Genomic DNA, 19,251 nt, shown 5'->3' with positions numbered 1-19,251 from the left:
TTAAGAACGGAAATCAATCACCATACGGCCACGGATCTGGCCTTGTTCCATCTCTTTGAAAATCGCGTTGATGTCGCCCAGCGGGCGCATCGTGACTTTCGGTACCACTTTGCCTTCGGCGGCAAACTGGAAGGCTTCGACCAGATCCTGACGAGTCCCCACCAGCGAACCGACCACCTGAATTCCATCCAGTACCAGACGTGGAATATCCAGGCTCATGGCTTCTGGTGGCAGACCGACAGCCACCACACGGCCACCGGCACGTACCGCATCGACCGCAGAGTTAAACGCGGCTTTCGCCACCGCGGTGACGACCGCAGAATGCGCTCCGCCGGTTTTTTCCTGAATCACTTTCGCCGCATCTTCGTTGCGGGAGTTGATCGTCAGATCGGCACCCATGTCGGCGGCCAGTTTCAGCTGCGCATCATTCACGTCGATGGCAATGACTTTGGCATTAAAGACGTTTTTCGCGTATTGCAGCGCCAGGTTGCCCAGCCCACCCAGACCGTAGATCGCAATCCACTGGCCCGGTTTGATGTGGGAAATTTTTACCGCTTTATAGGTGGTGACGCCAGCGCAGGTGATGCTGCTGGCCGCTGCGGATTCCAGGCCGTCCGGCACTTTTACCGCATAATCGGCGGTTACGATGCACTCTTCAGCCATCCCACCATCAACGGAATACCCGGCGTTTTTCACGTCGCGACACAGGGTTTCGTTGCCAGAGTTACAGTATTCGCAGTGACCGCAGCCCTGGAAGAACCAGGCCACGCTTGCGCGATCGCCCACTTTCAGTGAGGTGACGCCAGGACCGATTTCTTTGACGATGCCAATCCCTTCATGGCCGAGGATCACCCCGGTTTTATCGCCAAAATCGCCGTTCTTCACGTGAAGATCCGTGTGGCAGACGCCACAGCATTCCATCTTCAGCAGCGCTTCGCCGTGTTGCAGCGCGCGCAGGGTTTTATCGGTGACATTAACCTGATGATCTTGAGTAACGACAGCAGCCTTCATATGTATCTCCATGTTCATGTTCGGTATCTGCATAGCCAGTAAGAAAGATGAGAATCGTTCTTACTCCTTAAGGATTAATGCTTTGGCGGTTTTATACAAGGGCGGGGCAACATAATGTAATAATTTCGTTGTCATTCAGGCGATTAAAGCATCAATAAACCATTCAAGCCCTGAATACAGGTGGGGATGAGAAACTGACAGAAAAACGTCATGGTTCTGTCATCTTGAAAACGTAACGTGTTGGCTTCCCAATAACCGAAGAGTTAAAAGACATGAAGCTGTTCAAAACCTTACTGGCCGTTAGCGTTCTTATTTCCGCCTCTGTGCAGGCGCAAAATATCCTGGAATTCCCACAGCCGGAAAATAATCCGGAAGAGTTTTATGCCGTCACCGAAATTCCGGCGGGCGGTATCATCAAATATGAAACCGATGCCAAAACCGGTTTTATTATTGCCGATCGTTTCCAGTCGATGCCGGTGGCTTATCCGGCAAACTATGGTTCCCTCACGCAGTCCCTTGCGGGCGATGGCGATCCGCTGGACGTGATTTTCTACACCCGCGCGCCGATGGCACCGGGTACGCTCATTAAACTGCGTGCGATTGGCGTGCTGAAGATGGTGGATGGCGGGGATAAAGACGACAAAATTGTGGCTGTCCCAGCGAGCAAAATCGACCCGACTTATGATGACATTAAGGAGCTGAGCGATCTGCCGAAAATCGAAGTGCAGCGCCTCGAATCCTTTTTCCGCGTCTATAAAGAGCTGCCGGAAGGGCGTAAAAAAGTGGAGCTGAATGGCTTTAACGATGCCGCGACCGCGAAGCAGGAAATCAAACAGGCGTGGGACGCCTGGAAAGCGAAAACACCGCAATAATAAACTGGCCCGGCTGAACGTGCAGCCGGGCGCAGGGTTACAGCTGTGCTTCTAGCCGGGCAATCTCCTCGCGCCACTGTTGCTGAAGCTGAGGTTTTTGATGCTTCGACTTACGCGCCATATCCTCAGCCAGCAGCGTCTCAAGCGTCACCAGTCTTTCGAGCAGATCGTCAAACTCTGTCGGCGCTGATTGCGCTGTATTGGCTGACACGTCAGATGGGGTTAATCCGCTGCTTTCCCGCAGACGCGCAAACACTGCTTCGGCGTCATGCCATTCGCTGAGCCTGCCGTCCTCAATCAGCCAGAAGCGGTTACAGCTCTGGCTGATGAGCTGTCTGTCGTGACTCACAAGCAGCACGCCGCCTTCGAACTGTTGCAGCGTTTCGGCCAGCGCCTCTTTGCCTTCCATATCCAGGTGGTTGGTTGGCTCATCAAGCATCAGCAGGCTGTAACGGGCGAGCGTCAGGCCGACAAACAGCAGGCGAGAACGTTCGCCGCCGCTGAGAGTACTGACTTTCTGCCCGTGGCGCACCCACGGAAAACCGGCGCTGATGAGTGCCATTTTGCGCACCTGCGGGTCTGGCGCGAACGGCTCCAGCGCCTCCAGCAGCGGGGCATCGTCCGACAGCTGATGCAACGTCTGGTCGTAGTAGCCCAGGGTCAGGCGGGGATGGATTTTCAGTTCATCCGTCGACTGTTCTGTGACAAATTGCCGCCAGATAAGCTTCATCAGCGAGGATTTCCCGCAGCCGTTACGGCCCATAATCGCCACGCGGTCGCCGCTCTTAAGCCTCGCGATATCCACGTCAAACAGCGCGGGCAAGCCGGGCACCGGAGGGACGGGAAGATGCGTCATCTCCAGCAACCGGTCGGCACGCAGCGCATCGCCACGCAGTGTTAACGTCCACGGACTGCCCGCCGTGAGATCGGTCTGGCTCTCTTTCAGGCGTTCGACCTGTTTTTCCATCTGTTTCGCTTTGCGGGCGAGATCTTCGTTGTCGTAGACCTTGCCCCAGGTCGCCAGCCGTTTGGCGCTGGCCGCAACGCGGTCGATCTCTTTTTGCTCGGCCTTGTGCCGCAGGGCATCGCTTTCATCTTTTGCCGCCAGCGCCTGACGGGCGGCGGAGCAAGGGAGGGCGAAACTGTGCAGCGTTTTATCGCGCAAAATCCAGCTGCCGTTGGTGACGGCATCGAGCAGCTGTTGGTCATGGGACACCAGCACAAAGCTGCCGGACCAGTTCTGTAAAAACTGCTCCAGCCAGAGCATGGTTGGCAGATCGAGGTGGTTGCTGGGTTCATCCAGTAGCAACAGATCGGGATCGCTGATCAACGCCCGCGCCAGCAGCAGCCGTGTGTGCTGCCCGCCGCTCAGGGTCGACGACTGTAAGGCCATATCCTGTGAGGTAAACCCCATACCGCCAAGCAACGTTTCGGCGCGCCAGCGCAGGCTGTCGCGTTCCGCTGCGGGCAGTTGCGCCAGCACGGCGTCGAGCATCGACAGAGAATAAATCGATTCCGGCAGATGCTGTTCCACGCGCGCCATCAGGCAGTGGCCGGCGAGCGCCACCGTGCCGACAGAAGGGGACTCGGTGCCATCGAGGATCTTCAGCAGGGTACTTTTGCCGCAGCCGTTATCGCCCAGCAGACCAATGCGGTCGCCTTTTTTCAGGGTAAAGGAGAGCGAGTCGAAAAGGGTGTTAAACGCTGTTTCAACGCGGAGAGATTGTGCAGTTAGTAATGTGCTCATTGTTGCTTACTCAAGTGTTACAGGCATGGAGATGCCTCGTCAAACATCGCTGACGATAACTCAGTAAGCCCGAGGGAAGGGATTCAGGTGTGGGTGTCTTCGCTCAAGCAGAAGTTATCGCAGCACGATACCGATAACGCTTGAGCTGGTGCGATCACCAAATGTATGTGAAACATTGAAAATTTCACTATACAGCATAATTAGCCTCCTTATTTATTCAGTGGGTTTATGGATGAAGGGAGTGTAGCGGGGTTTTACAGGCCCGGCAAGCAGAGTGCCACCGGGCCTGGCGTTTGCCGGGTGGCGTTGTGCTACCCGGCGACTTACAGAGGGAAGGTTTAAATCGAGGTACGACGATAGTTCCGGTATTCCGGCATCCAGAAGTTGTCGTCGATGGCCTGCTGCAATGCATCGGCGGAGGTTTTCACCGCCACACCCTGTTGCTGCGCCATTTTGCCGACCGCAAAGGCAATCGCCCGCGATACGGTATGGATATCCTTCAGTTCTGGCAGCACAAGACCTTCGCCGTTGGTAACCAGCGGAGAGTGCTTGGCCAGAGTTTCGCTGGCAGACATCAGCATTTCGTCCGTGATGCGCGACGCACCGGATGCGATCACACCCAGACCAATTCCCGGGAAGATATAGGAGTTGTTGCACTGCGCGATGGGGTAGATTTTGTCCTTCCACACTACCGGATCAAACGGGCTGCCGGTCGCGACCAGCGCATTGCCTTCCGTCCAGGCGATGATGTCCTGCGGCGTGGCTTCGACGCGAGAGGTCGGGTTCGAGAGCGGCATCACGATAGGACGCGGGCAGTGTTTGTGCATTTCGCGGATGATCTCTTCCGTGAACAGCCCGGTTTGCCCCGAAACGCCGATCAGAATATCCGGCTTCACGTTGCGCACCACGTCCAGCAGGGAGAGCACTTCGTTATCCGTATCCCAGTTTTTCAGGTTTTCGCGTTTCTGCACCAGTTTGGTCTGGAACGGCAGCAGGTTTGGCATTCCATCGGTCAGCAGACCGAAGCGATCGACCATAAACACCCGCGACCGGGCCAGCTCTTCGCTTAAGCCTTCGCGCTGGGTTTGCGCGATGATCTGTTCTGCGATCCCACAGCCGGCAGAGCCTGCACCGAGGAAAACAATTTTCTGGTAGCTCAGCTGGCTGCCTGCCGCGCGGCTGGCGGCGATCAGCGTGCCGACGGTCACCGCTGCGGTGCCCTGAATGTCATCGTTGAAAGAGCAGATCTCATCGCGATAGCGGTTGAGCAGCGGCATGGCGTTTTTCTGCGCGAAGTCTTCGAACTGCAGCAGCACGTCTGGCCAGCGGTGTTTTACGGCCTGGATGAAGTCGTCGACGAACTGATAATACTCATCGTCCGTTACGCGCGGATGGCGCCAGCCCATATACAGCGGATCGTTCAGCAGCTGTTGGTTATTGGTGCCGACATCCAGTACCACCGGCAGCGTGTACGCCGGGCTGATGCCCCCGCAGGCGGTATAGAGCGAAAGTTTGCCGATAGGAATACCCATCCCGCCGATACCCTGGTCGCCGAGGCCCAGAATACGCTCGCCGTCCGTCACCACGATCACTTTGATGTTGTGGTTCGGCACATTTTGCAGAATGTCATCCATGTTGTGGCGGTTCTGGTAGGAGATAAACACGCCGCGCGAACGACGGTAGATCTCGGAGAAGCGCTCACAGGCCGCCCCGACGGTCGGGGTGTAAATCACCGGCATCATCTCTTCGAGGTGATTTTGCACGAGACGGTAGAAAAGGGTTTCGTTGGTGTCCTGGATGTTGCGCAGGTAGATGTGTTTGTCGATTTCGGTTTTGAAGCCCTGGTACTGGATCCAGGCGCGTTCGGCTTGCTCTTCGATGGTTTCGACCACTTCCGGCAGCAGGCCAAGCAGGTTAAAACTGCTGCGCTCTTCCGCGCTGAAGGCGCTGCCTTTATTCAGCAGCGGGAACTCCAGCAGAACCGGCCCCGCGTAGGGGATATAAAGGGAACGATGATGTTTTGCTTTGTTGTCCATGTCACTCACTCGATTTTTTGAATATCCGTCCCTGGCACTGCGTATTGTCATCTTTCTGGCTTGCTGGCAGGGCGACGTCGACTGGCATTATAAAGGAGCTAAATGTTAATTACCGCAACACACAAACAAAAACACCATCGGTTTTGCCGATGGTGTCGTGATTCAGTGACGTGAATTATTTGTCTGCGTGGCGTTTTCTGCCGTGCGTGTGGGTGACTACCGTTTCGTTGCTGCCCTCGATCACCACTTTACGTTGGTTAGACAGCTTGTAGTTCAGTCCCAGAATGTGACGTGCCTGACGGTTCGATTTCATGTTAACTCCTCAATCCTGTTGATAGTTTTAAGGACCAGTTTGCTCTCGCAAACGAAATGTAACCCCTTAGGTTGCAGATCCAGCATAGCAGGTATTTTACAGGGGGCGATGTTGACCACTCACAACGTAGTTAATGGTCTGCTGGTAGATATCACTGAGGATGTCATTATCTGAGGCCTCGACCCAGCGGGTGAGTTCCATCAAAATGTCATCTTCAGTGACCGCGCCATGCTCGGCGCGCAGGCCCTGTTCAATCGCATTCACCAGGGCCGGTTGTGCGGAATGAGTATTTGCTGAGTAATGTGTAAACATGCTGCCTCCGTGTCGTTATCTGTTTAATAATCCGGTACGCAATTCATAATTCACATTCAGAATGGCAAATATTCTTCCCGCTGTGGTTCAGATTCATCCTGGAAATAAAAATATCATATTTAACGTTTTTTTCGTTAACTCAGGGTTTCCAGCGACGCAGATTCGTATATTTTTCGTAGGGCATCGGGGACGGCCATGATATCAATTCAACCACGCTTCCCCAGGGGGTTTTGCCGTAGCAAAAGGCATTGCCTTCGCCACATTCAGCGGGGAATGAAAGGGGTTTTGGCTCGGTAAACATCTCGCCGCCCGCGGCGGTAAAGCATGCTATGGCACGTGCAAAATCATCGACATAGACAGCGAAGTGTTGCAGGCCAAAATCACTGGGACGGGCAGCAGATTGCTGTTCTGGGCCGTGCATTTCAAACAGTTCAATGCCTGGGCCATGAGGCATTGCCAGCATCCTGATAGCGCGGACTTTGGTCCCTGGAAATAGTCTTAAGGTATTTTCCTGGGCTTCGTCATCAATATTTTCACTGCCAGGATCTGCTGAACGATATATCACTTTTGCTGCGAACGCTTTCTCAAAAAATAACGTGGCTTGTTCAATGTCAGGAACCGTAATACCAATGTGGTCAATTCCTCTTACTGAGGGTTGCATAATCATCTCCTGCTATAAAAAGAATAAATATAGCAGGAGACCGTTAGCCTGTTACCACTTCATTTCGCCGGTATTGACCTTCGCGCTCAATTCCAGGGAGCTGACTTCGGCAAGGTCCGGCCACTGTTTTTTCATGGTATCGATCACGCCAGTTGACGCTTTATGCGCCGCGAGAGCCTGCTCAAACTGCTGCAGGTAGGTGCGGGTAAAATCGATGGCGGCGGTACCGGCTGGCGGGGTACCGAGATAATGGCCCGGGATAACGCGCTCGGGTTTGTGCGCGGCCATTTCATCCAGGGTGGACAACCACTGCTGGCGGCTGGCTTTGGTTTGCGTGTCTGCCGTCCAGAGGTGAATGCCGGACGAAACGCCCGTACCGCCGAGAATGGCTTTGGCCGACGGGATCCACACGTAGGCGGCATAGCTGTCTGCCTGCTCGATATCGATTTTCTCACCGTCCACCATAAAGGTGGTTGAGGCAATCACCTGCGGGACAATCAGTTCCGACGGCGCGCCGTCCTTCATCTGCGGCCCCCAGAAGGCCAGTTTGGCATCTTTGGTGGCCTTGATGTGATCCACCACCGCCTGGGTCGCCACCACTTTGGCATTCGGGAAGGCTTTCACCAGTGGCTGAAGGCCGAAGTAAAAATCCGGATCGCCGGAGGTGATCACAATCTTGCTGAGGGTTTTACCGCTGCGGCGCACTTTCTCGACCAGCTGCTCGCCATCTTTGACGCTGAACTGCGCATCGAACAGCACGGCCTCTTTCGGCCCGGAAACCAGCGTCGAAGAGACGGCGAAGATACCTTTCTCCTGTGGGTTATAGGTATCCAGCGTTAAGGACGCGGCAAAAACAGCGGGTGTGAACAGGGCGCACAGTAGGGCAAGGCGATTGAGCTTCATCATTTTGTCTCGGTAGTGTCGGAAAGTCTCTATTGTACGGATCTCTCGATTTGCCAGAATTCCTGAAACAAGACATGCTTAGTTTCATAAATCGAGCAGATGGAGTCATAACAATGGATCGCGTGATTGCCGCCCAGGTCTATAACCGTATTTGCGAGCTGGGGAGTCTCAGCGCGGCGGCCCGCGCGCTGGGCATTTCTCGCCCGATGGTGAGCCGTTATCTGGAGCAGATGGAGAAATGGGCCGGAACGCGGCTGGTGCACCGCTCCACGCGTAAGCTGACGCTGACGCCCGCAGGGGAAAAGGTGCTGCAGAAAACCCGCAATCTCACACGGCTGTCGCAGGAGATTGAGGATCAGTCCTCCCGCGAAACGCCGTCCGGCACGCTGCGCGTAGCCTGCGCCCACTTCACGGCGATGCAGATTGTCGCCCCGATGCTGCCAGATTTTCTGACGCGTCATGCCAAAGTGCGCGTCGAGATGGACGTTAATAATCATCCCGTCAGCCTGGTGGGTGAGCGCATCGACGTGGCGATCCGCATTACCGACAACCCGGAACCTGGAATGATCGCCCGCCGTCTGGGTGAGTGCCGCTCGGTGCTTTGCGCCTCACCAGAGTATCTGGCTAACCACGGCGCGCCGCTAAGCCTTGAGGATCTCGCGCAACACAACTGCCTGCATTACAGCTTTTTTGCCGGACAGTCATGGAATTTTCTCACCGACGCGGGAGAGGTCGTTTCCGTTGCGGTGAGCGGCAATCTTAGCGCCAGTATTTCGTCGCTGCTGATGGAGGCCGCCATCCAGCACTGCGGGATCGCAATGCTGCCGGCGTGGGAAGCGCAGCCCGCGCTGGAGTGCGGCAAGCTGGTTCCCGTCCTCAGCGCATTCACGCCGAAACCGATCGGCATTTTTGGGATCTATCAGTCCAGGGATTATCAGCCTGCGGCCCAGCGCTTATTCCTGGATGCATTGAGCGAGTCGTTGATGACGAAGTGAGCAAACGCCTAAGAGTGTTCCGTGTTCCTCTCACATTGGTGTTGACGTTCTATACTTAATCCTTTGTAAGCCAAAAGGAGAGCAATAATGACGATTCATAAGCACGGTTCGGCACACTGGTCTGGCGATATTAAACGCGGCAAAGGAACGGTTTCTACGGAAAGCGGCGTCCTGAATCAACAACCTTACGGCTTTAATACCCGTTTCGAAGGTGAAAAAGGGACCAACCCGGAAGAGCTGATTGGCGCAGCGCATGCCGCCTGTTTCTCAATGGCGCTGTCACTGATGCTGGGAGAGGCGGGTTACACCGCGGATTCCATTGATACCACGGCAGATGTGTCGCTGGATAAAACTGACGGCGGCTTTGCGATCACCAAAATCGCGCTGCAAAGCAAGGTAACGGTACCTGGCATTGAGCCGCAGCAGTTTGACGGCATTATCCAGAAGGCGAAAGCCGGATGTCCGGTCTCTCAGGTTCTTAAAGCGGAAATCACGCTGGATTATAAACTGAACTAATCTCTGCAAAGCCGGGCGCCGCCCGGCTATTGTGCGTAGATGAGCGTTAACTGACCGCCGAGACGGCGGTTTTTTATTGGGCGCAGTCCGTCTCTTCGCGCAAGCGTGACGCTGTCACATGTCGTCAGGTCACAATACGGCTCTAACCACTCATCGTGGGTATCGTGCGTCAGGACATACCCCGCGAGCCTTTTGAGTGCGCCACGGTTTTGCTGGGTGATATCCACCTTATTAGCTTTCGCAAAGCTTGCGATCATGACCAGCGGCTGAAGGGCATAGTGGTGATAGGCTACGGCACGCGGGCCGCGCTTTTGCTCGTTGGGTAATATGCCGTTCGCGGTAATCTGGCTTGCTGCGATGCGGTACTCTTTTAACGACCAGTCGAAGAGATCCCGGCGATCGAGCGCGACCGACGCCGCCATCACTGACCATGCGGCCCAGTAGCTGTGATTATTGGTTTTAGAAAGGGGCAGACCGTCCCAGTCCTCTCTCACCTGATCGGCAAGCAAAGACAGCCAACGCGTCGTCGCACCATCGTCTTTTGCCGGTGCGTTCAGTTCAATCCAACTGGTGGCGAGCGTCGCCAGCGCCCATTTACGCATCGACCGCCCGGTGTGGTTGGTTTGCGTCGAGGTTAACGCCCCGGCGTTTGCCCAGCTCGTAAAGCCATTCAGAACACACTCCCGCGTTTTCTCATCGCCGCTCTGTTTATAGCGCCAGACCATTTCGGCAATCCCGCGTTCAAAATCGGTTATGGCCTTTGTCTGGGTGCGAAAGTCGCTTTCCGCCTGCGGGTTTAGCGTCGCGCGAGCGCTGTCAGACCCGTCGTATTTGCTGCGAAACACAAGATTGCCGGTGTACGGCGCGGGGAGAGGAACACATTTGCCTTGCAGTCTGTGCGGCTGGGCTTTGACAAAACCGGGGGGCGGCACGAGCGGCGCCGAAAAAACAGACATGGGCAGAAGCAGCAGAATAAGTGTCAGACGCATCAAATGACTGTACGCCAGGATTGCACTTTTGGCATCGTGCGTTATCTCTTTTAAGATAGGTCCTTATTTTTTACAGAAAGAGAGACGGGAATGGCTAATCTGCCGTGGCGGATACGGGTGCGTGTGTGGGCATTGATGAAACGTGCCGCTATGGTGCTGGGAATTGTGCTGATCGTGCTGCTGGCGGTGCGGGTCTATAAGACCGAAACCGGCCCGGCGCTGCATCCCTGGCATACCTGGACGGCGCACGAGATGTCTGTGAAGGAGGTTGATCGCGCCAGTTTCAGTGATTATCTGACGCGCGAAACGGCGATTTTCCACGATCTGCAAACAGAGGTGACGGACAAACTGGATAAAGCGGATCAGACGCCGCTGAACCGTTATTATCGTCACAGCCCTATGTGGCCGGGGCAGTTTCCCGATGACGGCAATCGTTCGTTTGTGCTGATGCCGGAAGGTAAACCGCAAGGCGCCGTTGTGCTGTTGCACGGGCTGACGGATTCGCCCTATAGCGTACGCAGTATCGCCGTTGATTATCAACAGCGCGGGTTTGTGGCCGTTGCGCCACGCTTGCCCGGACACGGTACGGCACCGGGTGCGCTAACGAATGTCGACTGGGAAGCGTGGCTGGCCGTGGCGCGTATGGCGGTTCGCGAAGCCACGCGTCTTGCGGGCAGCGATGTGCCTCTGCATCTGGTGGGCTATTCCAACGGCGGGGCGCTGGCGATGAAATATGCCCTCGACGCCAATGACGATCCCCGTCTTCGCAAACCGCAACAGCTGATCCTGCTGTCTCCGATGATCCGCGTCCACGCATTTGCGCGTTTTGCCGGTCTGGCGGGGTTACCCGCGCTGTTGCCGTCGTTTGCCAAAGCGGCGTGGCTCAGCGTTCTGCCCGAATATAATCCGTTTAAATACAACTCCTTTCCGGTGAATGCTGCGCGCCAGTCCTGGCAGTTAACCCAGGCTTTGCAAAAGCAGCTTAACAATCAGGTGCGCCAGAACAAACTGACCTCGTTCCCGCCGGTGCTGGCATTCCAGTCGGTGATGGATTCCACCGTCAGCACGCGCGGGGTGGTCGATTCGCTCTTTAATCTGCTGCCGGAGAACGGAAGCGAGCTGGTCATATTCGATATCAACCAGGCGAGCACGCTGCGCCCGCTGTTCAGGCCGGGTTCGTATGTGGCGGTGAATGGGCTGCTGCCGACTGCGCCGCGCCGCTTCGCGATCACGGTGGTGAGCAATGCCTCGGCGCAGACGTTAAACACTGAAGCCCGCACCACGGCGCCCGGGGCGGTAAATGATAACGTTCAACCACTCACGACGCCGTATCCGCGCGATCTCTACTCCTTATCGCATGTGGCGATTCCGTTCCCGCCAACGGACGATCTGTACGGCAGCGAGCCTGTGAATCCGCACCATTACGGTATCAACCTGGGAAATATTGCCCTGCGCGGCGAAACCTCGGTGCTGGTGGTAGGGATGGATTCGCTGATGCGCGTGACCTCGAATCCTTTTTATAGCTACATGCTGGAGCGGATTAATCAGCGAATTATCCCCGCAAAGGGATAAACGGCAAATATCCCCTTGCGGGGATAAAAGAGGGCGAAGTAACAATTACTACATTTGGGCTGGTTATGTTTGCACTAAAAAATCTGAAAATGATTTGTTGAGGCAATATTATTAGTCGGCGGCTATAAATTATGATAAACAATCGCTTAAAGGCGAAATTATCATGGCGAGACTGACTTACCGTGCTGACTACACTCATTTATCGAAGCCAGTTAAATTCATCCTGTGAACCATTCGAGCTCATTTCACTGGTCGAAAAAGCAAAACAGCGTAATGCCGGGCTAAACATTACCGGCATTCTGCTGTTTAACGGCGCGGAGTTTCTGCAAATCCTTGAGGGGAAAGAAGAGAACGTCGTTGCGCTTTTCCAGAAAATCCGGGCTGACAAACGGCATAACGGCGTTGTGGAGCTGATGCGCGACTACGGGCCACGCCGCCGCTTCGAAAACGTTGGCATGCTGCTGTTCGACCTGCAGGTAGATACGCCAAAATCCGTGCTGCAATCGGTGCTGCGCTACAGCAAACTCGAAAGCTACCTCACTTCTGAAGATCGGGTATTTAAATTCATTCAGCGTTTTATCACGCATAAAAAGCAGCCTGGTGCGAACGATGCATTTCGCCCCGAAAGCTGGAAACTGGAATCAGAACTGGCGCCTTTTGGACGAGGCGTCGAGGGGTTAATGACAAACCAGATATGCCAGTTTGCTTTCCAGCCGATTGTTGAGCCTTCCGAGGGGAAAATCACCTCCCTGGAGGCGCTGATTCGCGGCAATGACGGGGGAAGTCCGGAGCGATTCTTTAACGCCATTCATCCTGACAAACTCTATGAAATCGATCTTCAGACCAAAGCCTATGTCTTTGCGCTGGCAGAAAAAATCGGTATTGGCAGTCATAAGATCGCCATCAATCTGCTGCCTGGCTCACTAATCAATGTGCCCGATGCGGTGAGTTTCCTGCTGGAAAATATAGCGAAACACCACCTTCTGCCTGAGCAAGTGGTGGTGGAAGTGACGGAAAACGAGATGATTTCCGGCTTTAAACAGTTCAATAGCGCCATCAAACAACTGCGGGCGGCGGGGATCGGTCTGGCTATTGACGATTTCGGTTCGGGGTATGCCGGGCTGTCGCTGCTCACCAAATTCCAGCCGGATAAGATCAAAATTGATCGGGAAATTGTCAGCGATATTCACCTCAGCGGCCCGAAGCAGGCGATCGTGAAATCGATTGTCAGCTGCTGTACCGATCTGGAAATTACGCTGGTGGCAGAAGGTATCGAGAAGATGGAAGAGTGGTGCTGGCTGGAATCGGCCGGGATCAGACGTTTCCAGGGCTTCCTGTTCTCCCGTCCGCAGCTCAACGGTGTCGGGGATATTCACTGGCCACTGATGACGCATTAACGCTTTCTACCCGAAAGGTGAAATTTTTCTCTCCGCGCATATAAACGCCTGGTTGTGAGAAGGGGACTGGCGCTTATTGGTTCAGGAAAAAAGTGACAAAGACAAAACCTTACACACCAGGTAAGGGGATATCCATCGTTATGGTCTATTATCGGTGCGTCTTCTTTTTACAGGTGTGTTATGCGCAATCTTCTTCTTATGACCACATGGTTTATTCCCGCGCTGGCCATGGCAGCCAGCGATATTCCGCCGATTGTGAAGCAGTTTGGCGAGCAGCAGGGCATTCATAATATCAAAGAAATTGATGCTCCCGGCGGAGTAAAAAGCTGGATCGGGCAGTATCAGGACATGGGAGTCACGCTGTTTATGACGCCTGACGGGAAACATATTATCTCTGGTTATCTTTATGATGATAAAGGAAAAAACATCAGCGAAGCCTATTTCCAGAAAGAGATTTACATCCCGTTAGGCCGTCAGATGTGGGATACGCTCAACAAAACGCAGCCGTTGAAAGAGGGCGCACAGACGGCTCCCCGGAAGGTGTATGTTTTTGCCGATCCGTTCTGCCCGTACTGCAAAAAATTCTGGGCCGAAGCCCAGCCGTGGGTAAAAGCCGGGAAAGTGCAGTTAAATACGCTGCTGGTGGCGTTTTTGAATCCGAAAAGTGGCCCAAATGCAACAGCCATTCTGAATGCAGCCGATCCGGTCGCGGCATGGAAAGAGTATGAACTCTCCGGCGGTAAAATTCTGCCGGAGCTGAAAGGCACCTCATCGCGAGAGACCTTTAATTTGCTCCAGCAGCACCAGAAATTGATGGATGAGCTAGGCGCAAACGCTACGCCCGCAATCTATTACATGAATGACCGAAACGAGTTGCAGCAGGTGGTCGGGATGCCCGATCAAAAGCAATTACTGGAAATGTTCGGTCCAAAACCCGACTAGCCGGGGTTCACGAACCCCAGCGAGTTTTGATGTAGCTGACCGCTTCCTGCGCCTGCGGCTGGTTGAGATAGTCCTCTCTGAACAGAATCGTACCGTCGATGTGCGGTACCGATTCGTTCAAATCGAGCTGTTTTTTCAGCTCCGGCACACCGCCATTAACGGTCCAGTCTGGTTCATTTTTAGATCGTTCACCCACTTTATACAGCGCGACACCAATATAAAGGCGCGTGTTGGTCGGCTTTACGACGTCTGCCCACCATTTTGCCAGCACATCATAACGCGCGGCTTTGCGTGAGAAGGGCCAGTAAACCTGAGGGGCAATATAATCCAGGAGACCTTGCTTCACCCAAAGACGGGTATCGGCAAAGGCTTCGTCATAGGCTGCTGCACCGGACGTTTCGGATCCTAACGGATCGTGGGAGCGATTACGCCAGACGCCCGCAGGGCTGACGCCAAATTCGACGCCGGGATTCAGCTGCTTGATCGAGCGCGAAACTTGTTCAATTAGCTGCTGGGTGTTGTGTCGGCGCCAGTCGGCTTTGGACGCAAACCCGGCACCATATTTCTGGAACGTCTGGTAGTCATTGAGCGTCGAGCCTGGCGTTTCGGTGTAGAAATAGTCATCGAACTGCACACCATCGACCGGATAACGTGAAACGACTTCGGCCACAATACTGGTGATCCAGTCGCGGGCTTCAGGAATACCCGGGTCGAGCACGTAGCGATCGCTGGCGGTGCGGATCCAGTCGCGATGCAGAACAAACACGCTGGCCGGATTGAGCGAAATCGTGCGATTCAGTTCCGCAACCGTGCTCGGTTTAGTATTGGTCGTGACCCGGTAAGGGTTAAACCAGGCGTGAACTTTCATACCGCGCTTGTGCGCCTCGTCGAGCATAAACATCAACGGGTCGTAGCCTGGATCTTGTCCGACGTGTCCGGTGAGCGTGTCAGACCAGGGTAAAATCTTTGACGGCCACAGCGCCGTGCCATCCGGTTTGACCTGGAAAAATACCGTGTTGATACCGAGGCTTTTCAGTTTATCGAGCTTATCGGTCAGCGCTTTTTGCTGCACGCTGTTGCGGGTGGCCGGGTTGCTGATATTGACGGAGGAGACCGGCGGCCAGTCGAGACGAGACACGGTAGCAAGCCAAATGCCGCGCATCGGGCCATGGTCACGTGATTTATCAGGCAGTGGATGTTTGGTCACCGGCGGAAGCGGGGTGACTAAGGAAACCGGCGGTTTGGATGAGCAGCTGGCGAGCAGCAGCGCGAGAAGAATAAGTGCGCCAGAACGTTTAACGTGTAAGGGCATCTGATGTTAACTCTTTTTCAGTCGGCTGTTAGCCCAAGGGTCATCATGAAGCGAGTCAGATTCTTCAGGTGCCGCATCGTCCAGCGAGTCCAGATACAGGGCTTCAACTTCAGCACGTGCCCAGGGAGTACGACGCAAAAACTTCAGACTCGATTTAACGCTAGGGTCGCTTTTAAAACAGTTAATGTTGATCAGTTTGCCCAACTGAACCCAACCGTAACGGGCAACCAGTGCGTTGACTTGCATTTCAAGCGTTACGCCATGCAAAGGATCTTTGGAAATATGAGCTGCCATAGTGAAGTCCGGTTTCTGCTGTGAGTCGTCAAGGAGTGCAAGGGAAGGGTACAAGAAAGTCCGGTTATCGGCAAACAATCCAGGGGCTTTTCGCATTGGCAAAGCCGACGATTATGTTCGTTATCGCGTCTCGCGTTAAGACGCAATGACCTGTTTTTGTATCACACTGTATCAACGTCTCTGATACATACACAGGCTTGCAATAAAGGCCCATTCGCACATACCCGTTATACAAACCGATGTTGTTATATCCCCGTGAATCGTACTCAATCGGAGATAACAACATGTTCAGCAAACTCGCATACTCAACTCTGGCGTTAACCGTTTCTCTTGGTACCGTCATATCCTGTCAGGCCGAAGCAACCGGTACTGATTTCGCGACGGCTTTTGATCATCCTCAGCAGATTAACGCCGGCGACCTTAACGTCGGTTATGTCGACATCGGGCCGAAAAATGGTCAACCGATCATTTTATTACACGGCTGGCCCTACGATATTCATAGTTATGCGCAAGTCGCTCCCACGCTTGCAGCCAAAGGATATCGGGTGATTGTGCCGTCTCTACGTGGCTACGGAACTACCCGTTTCCTCTCAGATAAAACGCCGCGTAACGGCCAGCCTTCGGCCATGGCGAAAGACGTTGTGAATCTGATGGATGCCCTGAACATTAAGCAGGCCGTTTTTGCAGGATACGACTGGGGTGCCCGTACGGCGGACATCGTCGCGGCGCTGTGGCCAGAACGCGTTAAATCGCTGGTCTCCGTCAGTGGATACCTGATCAGTAGCCAGCAGATTGGCAAACAACCCTTACCGCCGAAAGCAGAAGTACAATGGTGGTATCAGTTCTATTTCGCTACTGAACGTGGCGCTGAGGGCTATGCCAAAAACACCCATGACTTCGCCCGTTTGATCTGGTCTCAGGCATCACCTGACTGGAAATTTAGCGATGCAACGTTTGACGCCAGTGCAAAATCCCTTGATAACCCGGACCATGTCGCGGTGACGCTCAGTAACTATCGCTGGCGTTTAGGGCTGGAAAAAGGGGAGCGCAAATACGACAGCTATGAGCAAAAACTGGCAACGCTTCCGAATATTACCGTCCCGACGATCACCATCGAAGGCGGAAACAACGGGGCGCCGCATCCTGCTCCACAGGCCTACGCTGGGAAATTCACCGGTAAATATGAACACCGTACCTTTGGCAAAACCGTAGGTCACAATCCACCGCAGGAAGATCCGCAGGATTTCGTTAACGCAGTTGTTGACGCAGATAACCTCTGAAACGTGCTATTTTCAATACGTTACCCTTCAGTCTGGAGATTACTGTGGAGCATATTGATCATATCCTTGTCGTCGATGACGACAGGGATATTCGTGAGCTGATTGTCGACTACCTCGTCAAGTCCGGATATCGCGCCTCTGGCGCGGCAAATGGCAAAGAGATGCGAGTTGTGCTTGATAAACAGCATATTGATCTTGTGGTGCTGGATGTCATGATGCCCGGCGATGACGGATTAACGTTGTGTCGCCAGCTCCGAAGCGGTAAACATAAAGACTTGCCCATTCTGATGCTCACGGCGCGTAACGAAGAAACAGACCGGATCCTGGGGCTAGAGATGGGCGCAGACGATTACGTCGTGAAGCCTTTTGTTGCACGCGAGTTACTCGCGCGGATAAAAGCCATTTTACGTCGTTTCCGCACAATGCCCCCCAATTTACAGGTGACAGAGGCCGGGCGACTGGTCACGTTCGGTGAATGGCAGCTGGACACCGTGGCCCGTCATTTAATCGACAGTGAAGGGATGGTGGTGGCGCTCAGCGGGGCGGAATATCGTTTGCTGCGCGTGTTCCTCGATCACCCTCAGCGCGTCCTGACCCGGGATCAACTGCTCAATCTGACCCAGGGGCGCGATGCCGAGCTTTTTGAACGATCGATTGATCTGCTGGTGAGCCGGGTTCGTCAGCGTCTGAATGAAGATGCCCGCACGCCGGCCTATATAAAGACCGTACGCAGTGAAGGCTATGTTTTTACAATGCCGGTGACCATAAAAGAGGCCAATGAATGACGCTTTGGCCACGCTCGTTGTTGTCCCGGCTGTTGGTCATTGTGCTGGCTGGACTCTTACTGGCCAATACCCTCAGCCTGACGCTGGTGATGGTTGAACGCATGCACAGCGCCCGCACCGTAATGCTGGGTAATCTGGAAAACGATGTTGCCACCAGCGTGGCCATTCTTGACAGGCTTCCCGTTCAGGAGCGGGAAGCCTGGCTGCCGCGGCTTGAGCGCGGTAACTATCGCTATATTCTTGGGCCAGGAGAACCGGGCGCACCGCCTGAGGATAAGCGTTCACGCGATGCCATTCGAACGCTAAAAGAGACCCTTGCGGCTGATCATCCGCTCACGTTTACCGCCGTTCCCGGTCCCATTTCCCATATTCAGGCGCATCTCACCTTACGCGATGGCGCACCGTTAACCATCGATCTGACACCACGCATGCCACCAGTCGCCAGCTGGTTACCTGTCGTGCTGGTATTGCAGCTGCTGCTGCTTGCGGCCTGCGCCTTGATCGCCGTTCGTCAGGTGATTCGACCTTTTTCACAGTTTACCCGCGCGGTTGAAGCGCTTGACCCGGCGGCACACACACCAATGAAGGAGAAGGGGCCGGTAGAAGTGCAAAGAGCCGCGCATGCCTTTAACGCGATGCAGGCGCGCATTCAATCCTATCTCCGCGAACGCGCGCAGATCCTGGCATCTATTTCTCACGATCTGCAGACGCCCATCACGCGCATGAAATTGCGCGTTGAGATGACCGATCAACCCGAGTTACGCGACAAGTTATTGAACGACCTCGATAACATGACCCGTCTGGTGCGGGAGGGGATTGCCTATGCCCGGTCATCAGAATCTCTGAAGGAAACCTCACTAAAGCTGGAGCTGAATGCCTGGGTAAACAGCATTGCCTGTGATTATCAGGACATTGGTAAAAACGTGCAGTTTCAGGCAAACGACACCCGCCTGCCGATAGTGACTCGGCCGCAGGCACTTCGCCGGGTGATGACCAACCTCCTGGATAACGCGCTTAAGTTTGGTGGCTATGCCGTTATTGAGATTGATGATTCTTCTGCCGGATACATTGCTATCCAGATTCTGGATGGCGGGCCAGGGATACCCGATGCTGAACTCGACGCGGTATTACAGCCTTTTTATCGGGTAGAAACATCGCGTAACCGTGATACCGGCGGAACCGGCCTGGGGCTGGCGATTGCCGCACAGCTGACCGCGCAGCTTGACGGGAAACTGCGGCTGGCAAACCGGCCTGAAGGCGGGCTGAAGGTCACGGTAACACTACCGCGTCGCTAATTGTACGGTTTTGTATCCG

19 protein-coding genes are annotated in these 19,251 nt (G+C 54.4%); 9 read left to right on the top strand and 10 right to left on the bottom strand.

Translation table 11 applies throughout. The annotated features are described in order from the left end of the window. Positions 1-1,011 carry an alcohol dehydrogenase AdhP gene (adhP, locus tag ABIE11_RS02945; protein WP_102103749.1) on the bottom strand — a complete coding sequence of 337 codons (1,011 nt, stop codon included), beginning with the start codon at positions 1,009-1,011 and terminating at the stop codon, positions 1-3. Positions 1,012-1,283: 272 nt separating this feature from the next. On the opposite strand from adhP, the gene ABIE11_RS02940 reads away from it, so the two are divergent. Beyond that, entirely contained in the window at positions 1,284-1,883 is a 600-nt protein-coding gene (locus ABIE11_RS02940) for an inorganic diphosphatase (RefSeq protein ID WP_123427881.1), read from the top strand. A gap of 37 nt (positions 1,884-1,920) precedes the next feature. On the opposite strand, the gene ABIE11_RS02935 is transcribed toward ABIE11_RS02940, so the two are convergent. From ABIE11_RS02935 to ABIE11_RS02910, 6 genes are all read right to left on the bottom strand, one after another. Then, complete coding sequence (locus tag ABIE11_RS02935; protein WP_429183946.1) at positions 1,921-3,630, bottom strand: ABC-F family ATP-binding cassette domain-containing protein; 1,710 nt, start codon at positions 3,628-3,630, stop codon at positions 1,921-1,923. A gap of 338 nt (positions 3,631-3,968) precedes the next feature. Continuing rightward, on the bottom strand, positions 3,969-5,666 hold the full coding sequence (locus ABIE11_RS02930) for an NAD-dependent malic enzyme (protein WP_102103746.1): 1,698 nt from the start codon (positions 5,664-5,666) through the stop codon (positions 3,969-3,971). A gap of 175 nt (positions 5,667-5,841) precedes the next feature. After that, complete coding sequence (gene sra, locus ABIE11_RS02925) at positions 5,842-5,979, bottom strand: stationary-phase-induced ribosome-associated protein (RefSeq protein ID WP_102103745.1); 138 nt, start codon at positions 5,977-5,979, stop codon at positions 5,842-5,844. A gap of 96 nt (positions 5,980-6,075) precedes the next feature. After that, positions 6,076-6,291, bottom strand: a complete 216-nt coding sequence (gene bdm, locus ABIE11_RS02920) for a biofilm-dependent modulation protein (protein WP_100780123.1) — start codon at positions 6,289-6,291, stop codon at positions 6,076-6,078. 139 nt (positions 6,292-6,430) lie between these two features. Beyond that, a complete protein-coding gene (locus ABIE11_RS02915; protein WP_429183945.1) occupies positions 6,431-6,952 on the bottom strand; it encodes a VOC family protein in 522 nt (173 codons plus the stop codon). Positions 6,953-7,003: 51 nt separating this feature from the next. Next, complete coding sequence (locus ABIE11_RS02910; RefSeq protein WP_429184264.1) at positions 7,004-7,855, bottom strand: Vmh family MBL fold metallo-hydrolase; 852 nt, start codon at positions 7,853-7,855, stop codon at positions 7,004-7,006. Positions 7,856-7,968: 113 nt separating this feature from the next. On the opposite strand from ABIE11_RS02910, the gene ABIE11_RS02905 reads away from it, so the two are divergent. Then, positions 7,969-8,850, top strand: a complete 882-nt coding sequence (locus tag ABIE11_RS02905) for a LysR family transcriptional regulator (RefSeq protein WP_181827895.1) — start codon at positions 7,969-7,971, stop codon at positions 8,848-8,850. Between the two features lie 87 nt (positions 8,851-8,937). Next, the gene (locus ABIE11_RS02900) at positions 8,938-9,366 is read left to right on the top strand and encodes an OsmC family protein (protein ID WP_100780129.1); all 429 of its coding nucleotides are present in this window, start codon (positions 8,938-8,940) and stop codon (positions 9,364-9,366) included. Positions 9,367-9,392: 26 nt separating this feature from the next. On the opposite strand, the gene ABIE11_RS02895 is transcribed toward ABIE11_RS02900, so the two are convergent. Continuing rightward, positions 9,393-10,211, bottom strand: coding sequence for a mannuronate-specific alginate lyase (locus tag ABIE11_RS02895; protein WP_429183944.1), 819 nt, complete (start codon positions 10,209-10,211; stop codon positions 9,393-9,395). Between the two features lie 234 nt (positions 10,212-10,445). Here ABIE11_RS02895 and ABIE11_RS02890 point away from each other — a divergent pair, with 234 nt between their 5' ends. From ABIE11_RS02890 to dsbG, 3 genes are all read left to right on the top strand, one after another. Next, the gene (locus tag ABIE11_RS02890; protein ID WP_429183943.1) at positions 10,446-11,927 is read left to right on the top strand and encodes an alpha/beta hydrolase; all 1,482 of its coding nucleotides are present in this window, start codon (positions 10,446-10,448) and stop codon (positions 11,925-11,927) included. A 182-nt stretch (positions 11,928-12,109) separates the two neighbouring features. Beyond that, positions 12,110-13,324, top strand: a complete 1,215-nt coding sequence (locus ABIE11_RS02885) for a diguanylate phosphodiesterase (RefSeq protein ID WP_312069032.1) — start codon at positions 12,110-12,112, stop codon at positions 13,322-13,324. 180 nt (positions 13,325-13,504) lie between these two features. Beyond that, positions 13,505-14,266, top strand: a complete 762-nt coding sequence (gene dsbG / locus ABIE11_RS02880; RefSeq protein WP_429183942.1) for a thiol:disulfide interchange protein DsbG — start codon at positions 13,505-13,507, stop codon at positions 14,264-14,266. Between the two features lie 7 nt (positions 14,267-14,273). Here the strand turns inward: dsbG and ABIE11_RS02875 are convergent, their stop codons facing one another. Together ABIE11_RS02875 and ABIE11_RS02870 are read right to left on the bottom strand one after the other, a co-directional pair. Continuing rightward, positions 14,274-15,578 carry a glycoside hydrolase family 10 protein gene (locus ABIE11_RS02875; protein ID WP_181827891.1) on the bottom strand — a complete coding sequence of 435 codons (1,305 nt, stop codon included), beginning with the start codon at positions 15,576-15,578 and terminating at the stop codon, positions 14,274-14,276. A 6-nt stretch (positions 15,579-15,584) separates the two neighbouring features. Further along, positions 15,585-15,872: a VF530 family DNA-binding protein gene (locus ABIE11_RS02870; RefSeq protein WP_194512432.1), complete on the bottom strand. Its 288-nt coding sequence runs from the start codon at positions 15,870-15,872 to the stop codon at positions 15,585-15,587. Between the two features lie 284 nt (positions 15,873-16,156). On the opposite strand from ABIE11_RS02870, the gene ABIE11_RS02865 reads away from it, so the two are divergent. The 3 genes from ABIE11_RS02865 to ABIE11_RS02855 are packed head-to-tail and all read left to right on the top strand — an operon-like array spanning position 16,157 to position 19,232. Beyond that, a complete protein-coding gene (locus ABIE11_RS02865) occupies positions 16,157-17,152 on the top strand; it encodes an alpha/beta fold hydrolase (protein ID WP_429183941.1) in 996 nt (331 codons plus the stop codon). Between the two features lie 44 nt (positions 17,153-17,196). Then, positions 17,197-17,937 (top strand): response regulator, encoded by a 741-nt coding sequence (locus ABIE11_RS02860; protein ID WP_025204193.1) that lies wholly within the window; start codon positions 17,197-17,199, stop codon positions 17,935-17,937. Next, positions 17,934-19,232 (top strand): ATP-binding protein, encoded by a 1,299-nt coding sequence (locus ABIE11_RS02855; protein WP_429183940.1) that lies wholly within the window; start codon positions 17,934-17,936, stop codon positions 19,230-19,232. Before ABIE11_RS02860 ends, ABIE11_RS02855 begins: the two co-directional genes overlap by 4 nt. Positions 19,233-19,251 lie beyond the last annotated feature (19 nt).

The sequence above is a fragment of the Lelliottia sp. 489 genome, from assembly GCF_050435885.1.
Classification (GTDB): Bacteria; Pseudomonadota; Gammaproteobacteria; order Enterobacterales; family Enterobacteriaceae; genus Enterobacter; species Enterobacter nimipressuralis.
This window is presented reverse-complemented; position numbering and strand designations above follow the sequence as displayed.

What these genes read in the sequence shown, in the direction of transcription:
- adhP (WP_102103749.1), bottom strand. Translation starts at nt 1,011, where the DNA reads ATGAAGGCTGCTGTCGTTACTCAAGATCATCAGGTTAATGTCACCGAT.
- ABIE11_RS02940 (WP_123427881.1), top strand. Translation starts at nt 1,284, where the DNA reads ATGAAGCTGTTCAAAACCTTACTGGCCGTTAGCGTTCTTATTTCCGCC.
- ABIE11_RS02935 (WP_429183946.1), bottom strand. Translation starts at nt 3,630, where the DNA reads ATGAGCACATTACTAACTGCACAATCTCTCCGCGTTGAAACAGCGTTT.
- ABIE11_RS02930 (WP_102103746.1), bottom strand. Translation starts at nt 5,666, where the DNA reads ATGGACAACAAAGCAAAACATCATCGTTCCCTTTATATCCCCTACGCG.
- sra (WP_102103745.1), bottom strand. Translation starts at nt 5,979, where the DNA reads ATGAAATCGAACCGTCAGGCACGTCACATTCTGGGACTGAACTACAAG.
- bdm (WP_100780123.1), bottom strand. Translation starts at nt 6,291, where the DNA reads ATGTTTACACATTACTCAGCAAATACTCATTCCGCACAACCGGCCCTG.
- ABIE11_RS02915 (WP_429183945.1), bottom strand. Translation starts at nt 6,952, where the DNA reads ATGCAACCCTCAGTAAGAGGAATTGACCACATTGGTATTACGGTTCCT.
- ABIE11_RS02910 (WP_429184264.1), bottom strand. Translation starts at nt 7,855, where the DNA reads ATGAAGCTCAATCGCCTTGCCCTACTGTGCGCCCTGTTCACACCCGCT.
- ABIE11_RS02905 (WP_181827895.1), top strand. Translation starts at nt 7,969, where the DNA reads ATGGATCGCGTGATTGCCGCCCAGGTCTATAACCGTATTTGCGAGCTG.
- ABIE11_RS02900 (WP_100780129.1), top strand. Translation starts at nt 8,938, where the DNA reads ATGACGATTCATAAGCACGGTTCGGCACACTGGTCTGGCGATATTAAA.
- ABIE11_RS02890 (WP_429183943.1), top strand. Translation starts at nt 10,446, where the DNA reads ATGGCTAATCTGCCGTGGCGGATACGGGTGCGTGTGTGGGCATTGATG.
- dsbG (WP_429183942.1), top strand. Translation starts at nt 13,505, where the DNA reads ATGCGCAATCTTCTTCTTATGACCACATGGTTTATTCCCGCGCTGGCC.
- ABIE11_RS02875 (WP_181827891.1), bottom strand. Translation starts at nt 15,578, where the DNA reads ATGCCCTTACACGTTAAACGTTCTGGCGCACTTATTCTTCTCGCGCTG.
- ABIE11_RS02870 (WP_194512432.1), bottom strand. Translation starts at nt 15,872, where the DNA reads ATGGCAGCTCATATTTCCAAAGATCCTTTGCATGGCGTAACGCTTGAA.
- ABIE11_RS02865 (WP_429183941.1), top strand. Translation starts at nt 16,157, where the DNA reads ATGTTCAGCAAACTCGCATACTCAACTCTGGCGTTAACCGTTTCTCTT.
- ABIE11_RS02855 (WP_429183940.1), top strand. Translation starts at nt 17,934, where the DNA reads ATGACGCTTTGGCCACGCTCGTTGTTGTCCCGGCTGTTGGTCATTGTG.